Genomic DNA, 6804 nt, shown 5'->3' with positions numbered 1-6804 from the left:
GGAAGTTTCCATTATTTCTAGTTTTTTCAATGCACGGAAATGCAATAGTTATATTAAAAAAGCTTGCACTTTAATGATTGAAAACATATATATATTGCAAACTATCAATTATTTAAGAGTTTTTCAGCAACCCCTAGTTATACTAACCCTGAAAGGGTTTAATCAATAACCCGGGGTACAGCCCCGGGATGGTGAAACAAAAAAAACACAGCCCTAAAAGGGTGGCAGCAATTCTAATCCAAAACAACATCTCCATCATAAGACTCATTTTAAATAGAGATGCTTTGACGATATTATTTCTAACTATTTGAATTGCTATGTATTGCTTACGCCCTTCAGGGCTAAGTTCTATTTAGATCCATTTTCATAGGGCGTAGCCCCATGTTACTGATGACGCCCCATTGGGGCTATACAAAACTGACTCTTCAAAAGTAACGGCCATTTCTCAAAGCAACTCACAATCCAATTATAAATAGGTATCCTAATTTGTCAAACTAGAATTACTGCATAATTAATTCAGTGAACGTTATTCCCCGCATTAAAATTATTCCGCTACCCTATTGATTAAACATTTAAAAAAAAGTATTAAATTGCATATATAGTATTCATAAATCCAACCTTATGAAAAACATCACACACATCGGACGCGTTCTATTTGCTCTACCGTTTATTCTGTTTGGTTTAAACCATATCTTTCAGTATTCGTGGTACAGCGAAAACTTCCAGTCGTTTCTTCCAATCATTGGAGCCTACACAGTTATATTCACGGGACTAATAATGATAGCAGCGGGAATCAGTATGATTGTCAGGAAATATGTAAAGCTTACCGCATTAACGCTTGCCGGATTACTTTTCCTATTCATTATAACCATCCACATCCCTCAACTATTGGAAAAAAATGAGAGCATGGTTGCGCTCATTAATATGCTTAAGGATGTGTCTCTAATGGGTGGATCTTTAATGATAGCCGGCATGAAATCTAAACTGAACCAACAGGGAAAAGAATAGTTGCGTTAAATTTTTATCTTTGCCAAAAGGAATTAAACAACGTATCCAAATGGCTATTGATATACAACAAATACCAACACCTTGTTATGTGTTGGATGAGCAATTGTTCAGAAAAAACCTTGAACTCATTAAATCGGTGAAAGAACGTGCCGGAGTGGACATTATTCTGGCCTTTAAGGCATTTGCCTTTTGGCCGGCATTTCCCATTGTTCGGGAGTACATCCCCTACTCCACTGCCAGCTCCATTCACGAAGCCCGCCTTGCTTATGAAGAGATGGGCAGTTTGGCTCACACCTATTCTCCGGCATATACAGAAAAAGAGTTTCCTGAAATTCTGAAGTACAGCAGCCATATTACTTTCAACTCATTTACTCAGTTCGAAAGGTTTTTACCCATGGTAAAAACCTTTGAACGCAAAGTATCATTAGGTATTCGCATCAATCCCGAATACAGTGAAGTAGAAACAGATCTCTACAATCCATGCGCACCGGGTTCACGCATGGGTGTAATAGCCAACCAAATGCCTGATAAATTACCTGCCGAAATAGAAGGAATTCATTTCCATACGCTTTGTGAATCAACCTCCATCAACCTGGAAAAAACCCTTGAAGCCATTGAGCTGAAATTTGGCAAATATCTAAATCAAATTAAATGGTTCAACATGGGAGGAGGGCACCTGATGACCCGTGAAGGATACAACACGGAGCATCTGGTAGAGACCCTCAAACGTTTTAAAGCCAAATGGAACGTAGAGGTAATCATGGAACCCGGAAGTGCCTTCGCCTGGGAAACGGGTGTATTGGTTTCAGAAGTGGTGGACATTGTGGAGAATCATGGCATTAAAACAGCCATCCTCAATGTATCCTTTACCGGACACATGCCCGATTGTCTTGAAATGCCATACAAGCCCCGGATTCGTAGTGCTTACCACGAACCAGTTAAAGGAAAGCCAACCTACCGCATGGGTGGAAACAGCTGCCTGTCGGGAGATTTTATTGGCGACTGGTCTTTTGATGAACCACTAAAACCGGGTGACAAAATTGTGTTTGAAGATATGATACACTATACCATGGTAAAAACAACCATGTTCAACGGAGTACCCCATCCGGCATTAGCCATCTGGAACGATAATAACGGCCTGAACATCGTCCGTGAATTTGGTTATGATGATTACAAAAACAGAATGGGGTAATACTAATCCACAAGAGTTTCCTTAATAACCGACTTTAAGAGTAACACCTCTTTCCTCTGAAGATGCCCCAATACACGTATAATTCGTTGTCGGTCAACGGTGCGAATCTGGTCAACAACAATTTGTCCGGATACATTATAATAAACCACTGCCACGCGGGTTGGATAAGGCTTTTCAGAAGTAGTCATTGGAGCAACAATGATGGTATGCAAATATCTGTTCATTTCATCGGGTGAAATGATCACGCACGGTCTTGTTTTCTGAATCTCACTTCCCACAGTCGGATCCAAATTTACCAACACGATGGAATATTGTTTTAACTCCATTCCTCCGGGATTTCATCATCAAACACATCGTCAATCAACAGTCGGTCATCACCAGATTGATGCATCTCCCTGAATGCATCTTCCCAACCTTTTCGTGGATTTGAAACAGGCCTGACAACAATTTGCTCCTTCTCAAAAACCAGTTCTACTGAGTCTTTGATATTATATCGCTCTAACAACGATTTGGGGAGCCTGATTCCTTTTGAATTTCCTATTTTAATAACAGAGACTTCCATACGCAAAGAATTGATGTAATAACAAAGTTATTACATTAATTAATCATTTGCAAGACCTCTCTAAAACGATGATGTTCCAAAGTACCATATCCTTTTATAGATGAAGCCTTAATTTTAGAGAAAACAGGGGTGTGAATACCACAGAGGAAACGGGTTAAAACCACCGGGGAAAATTCACGTCCTTTAACCGCATCATTGAAAGCAGATAGATGTTCCTTTACGTCCTCAGGTTTTAGGTCAGGTAACACAATGGTCTTCTTAAGTTTGGCAGCTCCTTTTTTACAAACGGAGCAGGTGCCACATTTTTCCCAGTTGGTCTGCTCCCCAAAGTATGTCGATAAAGTTTTTGAGAGACAATCATCACTTCCGAAAAACTCAACCATGTCGTTGATTCTCTTCACTTCTGCCGCTTCGCGTGTTGCAAACTTTTGGTGGATGGTCGATGCCAAAACATCGACATCAAAATTGCTCTGAAGAACCTCAAACACTTCAATCATCTGTTTGGCTTCCAATTGTATGAAGCCCTGCTCGTTGAAGTAATCAAGTGCAGAAACAATGCGCTGTCTGTCGGCAGGATAGGCAGACAATATGGCATCAAAATCAACTGATGTCCAGGTGCGGGCTTTTTCTGAATGGTCAAAAATGGCTTTTATGAAACCGGCACGTTCACCGCTGAACTTTGCGACAATGGCATCGTTATCCAATACATTTTTAAAACGATAGGTGCTGAAATAGCTGAACAAAGGTTTAATAATTCCTTCCATTTCAAGATAGACCAGCAAAGTTTTCAGCGGCAACATCCGAATGTTGGTGTCTCCGGATAATTTTAAGGATTGAACCTCCCATCGGTTATCAGCCTTTTGTATATCTCCCAGAAGTGTTTTGATACCGGATAATTCAGGCGTATCACCATATACAAAGTTCTCCAGAACGTTAAGACCATCCAGATTTCCGAGCAGGGTACATTTTGAAACCTGGCCATCGCGACCTGCACGGCCAATTTCCTGGCTATAGCTTTCGATGGACTTTGGCAAATCGTAGTGAACCACATGCCGGATGTCGGGTTTATCAATGCCCATGCCAAAAGCAATGGTGGCAACTATTACAGGAATATGGCCATTCATGAAGCCATTTTGAATGGCTTCCCGGTCGGCATTATTCATTCCGGCATGATATGCAGCCGCTACGATATCCTTTTCACGAAGGTAAGCGGCCACCTCTTCGGCAGTTTTTTGCAAAGTGACATACACAATGGCCGAATCACTTTTCTCATTGACCAACAGGTTGGCCAAAACATCCTTTTTCTTGCTCTCCTCAGCCGGGATGACTGATAAATGTAAGTTTTCCCTGAAAAATCCTGTAATGGCCACATCGTCCTTGGCGATGTCAAATTTTCTGCACATATCCTCAATGACTTTGGGCGTAGCCGTGGCAGTTAACAGCAAAACCTGAGAAACATTGAATTGCATTCTATACTCCGGTAACTTTAAGTAATCGGGACGGAAATTGTGTCCCCATTCAGAAATGCAATGTGCTTCATCCACCACCATCATGGAGACTGGTATGCCTGAGAGAAATCGTCTGAAAGATTCATTTTTGAATCTTTCAACAGAAACCATCAGCACCTTGATTTTTCCTGAGCGCACATCTTCTCTGATTTGATTCATCTGCTTATGGTTCAGAGTAGAATCAATTCTAGCAGCCGGAATTCCGGAAGCCTCCATGGATTCCAGCTGGTCGCTGATGAGTGCCAGAAGCGGAGAGACCACCAAAGTTAAGTTTGGCAAATGCAATGCCGCCAATTGATAGCAGAGGGATTTTCCTGAACCGGTTGGAAATATGGCCGCAGATGAACGGCCTGCAAGCAAAGCATTGACCACTTTCTCCTGTCCCGGACGAAAGGCATCAAAACCAAAATAATTCTTGAGGGAAGTTTTTACTGAACACATAAAATAGAAAATAACGGGTTAATTTTGGGTTGTTTGAAAATAAATTCTAAGATATAAATAATCGATCCCTAAAGTACTAAAAAGTCAATATAAATAACATTGACTACGTAAACGAATTAAAACAAAAAAGCGCCTATGGCGCTTTTTTTTACTCTCTTAATTTACCCCAAACAGGACGTCCATCAGAAGTTAGTCCGGAAAAAGTAATGGTTGTTTGTCGAGGCGATGCTTCCCAGTCCCAGGCATCTTTAACAATCAATTCCAGATTACCAATATTTAACCTCATATTTTCCTGATCAAAAATCCAAGTTCCAGATAGCGCACCGGTCACCCTACCATCGGAATGAAGTTCAGCCGTTCTAGAATTTTGAATCCTCTGATAATCATAACTTTTAATAATTACATCGTACCGACCAACAAGAGCCTCATCATTTATTTCAGTTTCGGGAACAGCTGCATATCTTTGCGGCATCACAACAGGCCACCCGTCACTTGTCCATTCAATTTCTCTTACATGTCCCATCATTATTGCATTTGAAGCATTCACACCGGGTAAATTCTCAGGTAATCGTGCCTGAGATGCATAAAACCACTGCCCGGTATCCGGATCCCTGAAAACGCTGCAATGAGCAAACCCAACCCAGCCATGATGTCCTCCAAAAGCATAGGGATGTGTTAGCATAGGCCAACACTCAGCTCCATCAGTTACATTTCCTCCATCGATGCCAATATATGGACCGGTAATATGTTTTGACCTGGCTACACGTGTATTGTATGCAACAGCCAACTCATCATAAGCCAAAAATAGATAGTAATAGCCAGTCTCTTCGTTATAAACGATTTCAGGGGCTTCTAGTGCCTGCCATCGGTTTGTGGCCAAGTTCCCTCTACCAGCAATCCTAACACCGTAATCTTCAAGCGTGCTCCAACTGTAAGGTTTTCCGGTTTCCGGATCCAATTGAACAGCTGCGATACCGGTATGCCATGACCCATATATCAACCAATGCTCCCCTTCGGGAGTCACAATAAAGCTCGGATCAATGGCATTAAACTGAAAATATCCGCTCCAATCATGAGAACCTGTTCTAGTATAAGTTTCAAGTCCATCGGGCTCGGAACAAACCACCATGCCACGATCTTCCCAGATATTTGAAGCCAGATCTCGGGATACCGCCAATCCAATAAAGGCACGTTCCGTCCAGGAGTAGTTTGAATTGTTACCCACAATGGGATTGATTACCACGATGCTGTAATACATCCGAAATTCATCTCCTACTTTGCTGATGTGGGGAGCCCAAAATCCATATTCGGGATTTTCAATAGCTGGTAATGGGGGATCCATTCGTGACCTCATATTATTTAACGAATCCTTTACCCATAGTGGAGCATGGTCAAAGGCCATTCCATAAAATTCCCAGTTAACCAAATCCCTTGAACGCCGAACCGGAAAATGTCCATGCCCTACATGGGCATTTCCATATGACGCATCAGTCTGATACATATAAAAATAATCTCCATCCTTAACAACCGTGGGATCGTGCACATTTGCCAAATTCCAGGAATTTCTTGAAGACCATGATGAAATCATTGAATAATCATCAGAATACCGGGGACCTCTAAACTCCTGCTGCTTCTCTGTTTCATCACCATTTGGATTTAGATCATCGTCATCACTACATCCAAATGTAAAAATCAAACCAGTAAAAATCAACAACTTCAAACAACTTCTCATAAAATTCAAAATTTAATATCGTAAAATAGTCAATTATGGATACAGTATTAGTATCTGTTTAATTTAATCTTCTATACTCATTAGATCGTTAGTCCCGAATATCTCGGGATCAGATATTAGATATAAGATATAAGCAAGGTTCTTATTATCAGATAATTAGATTTTGCGCATATAGATTCGTATGTGTCTGATAATTAGTCAAATAAAAAAGATCAACGAACTATTAATACTGAAATAAAGCCAAATAGATCCAGCAAATGCATTAAAAAATAACGGACAAACTGTCCCATTTTTTCATACACCTCATATCAGATTCAAAATAATAAATTTTATCAATAAAAGAAGTGGAGAATTTGCTTTC

The 6804-nt window shown here is 40.7% G+C and carries 6 protein-coding genes; 2 read left to right on the top strand and 4 right to left on the bottom strand.

Annotated features, from left to right (window positions below; all coding sequences use genetic code 11):
* Positions 1 to 621 precede the first annotated feature (621 nt).
* Both EV194_RS16230 and nspC read left to right on the top strand, forming a co-directional pair.
* Positions 622 to 1008 carry a DoxX family membrane protein gene (locus tag EV194_RS16230; protein WP_132435477.1) on the top strand — a complete coding sequence of 129 codons (387 nt, stop codon included), beginning with the start codon at positions 622 to 624 and terminating at the stop codon, positions 1006 to 1008.
* Positions 1009 to 1057: 49 nt separating this feature from the next.
* Complete coding sequence (nspC, locus tag EV194_RS16225) at positions 1058 to 2200, top strand: carboxynorspermidine decarboxylase (RefSeq protein WP_132435475.1); 1143 nt, start codon at positions 1058 to 1060, stop codon at positions 2198 to 2200.
* A 2-nt stretch (positions 2201 to 2202) separates the two neighbouring features.
* On the opposite strand, the gene EV194_RS16220 is transcribed toward nspC, so the two are convergent.
* From EV194_RS16220 to EV194_RS16205, 4 genes are all read right to left on the bottom strand, one after another.
* Positions 2203 to 2526 carry a type II toxin-antitoxin system PemK/MazF family toxin gene (locus EV194_RS16220; RefSeq protein ID WP_132435473.1) on the bottom strand — a complete coding sequence of 108 codons (324 nt, stop codon included), beginning with the start codon at positions 2524 to 2526 and terminating at the stop codon, positions 2203 to 2205.
* Complete coding sequence (locus EV194_RS16215; protein ID WP_132435471.1) at positions 2517 to 2762, bottom strand: AbrB/MazE/SpoVT family DNA-binding domain-containing protein; 246 nt, start codon at positions 2760 to 2762, stop codon at positions 2517 to 2519. Before EV194_RS16215 ends, EV194_RS16220 begins: the two co-directional genes overlap by 10 nt.
* 35 nt (positions 2763 to 2797) lie before the next feature.
* Positions 2798 to 4711 (bottom strand): RecQ family ATP-dependent DNA helicase, encoded by a 1914-nt coding sequence (locus EV194_RS16210; protein ID WP_132435469.1) that lies wholly within the window; start codon positions 4709 to 4711, stop codon positions 2798 to 2800.
* A 148-nt stretch (positions 4712 to 4859) separates the two neighbouring features.
* On the bottom strand, positions 4860 to 6443 hold the full coding sequence (locus EV194_RS16205; RefSeq protein ID WP_132435467.1) for an arabinan endo-1,5-alpha-L-arabinosidase: 1584 nt from the start codon (positions 6441 to 6443) through the stop codon (positions 4860 to 4862).
* Between the last annotated feature and the right edge of the window lie 361 nt (positions 6444 to 6804).

This window comes from Natronoflexus pectinivorans (assembly GCF_004345615.1).
GTDB lineage: Bacteria > Bacteroidota > Bacteroidia > Bacteroidales > Marinilabiliaceae > Natronoflexus > Natronoflexus pectinivorans.
Note: the sequence above shows the minus strand (reverse complement) of the source record. Positions and strands in the feature narration are given on the sequence as shown.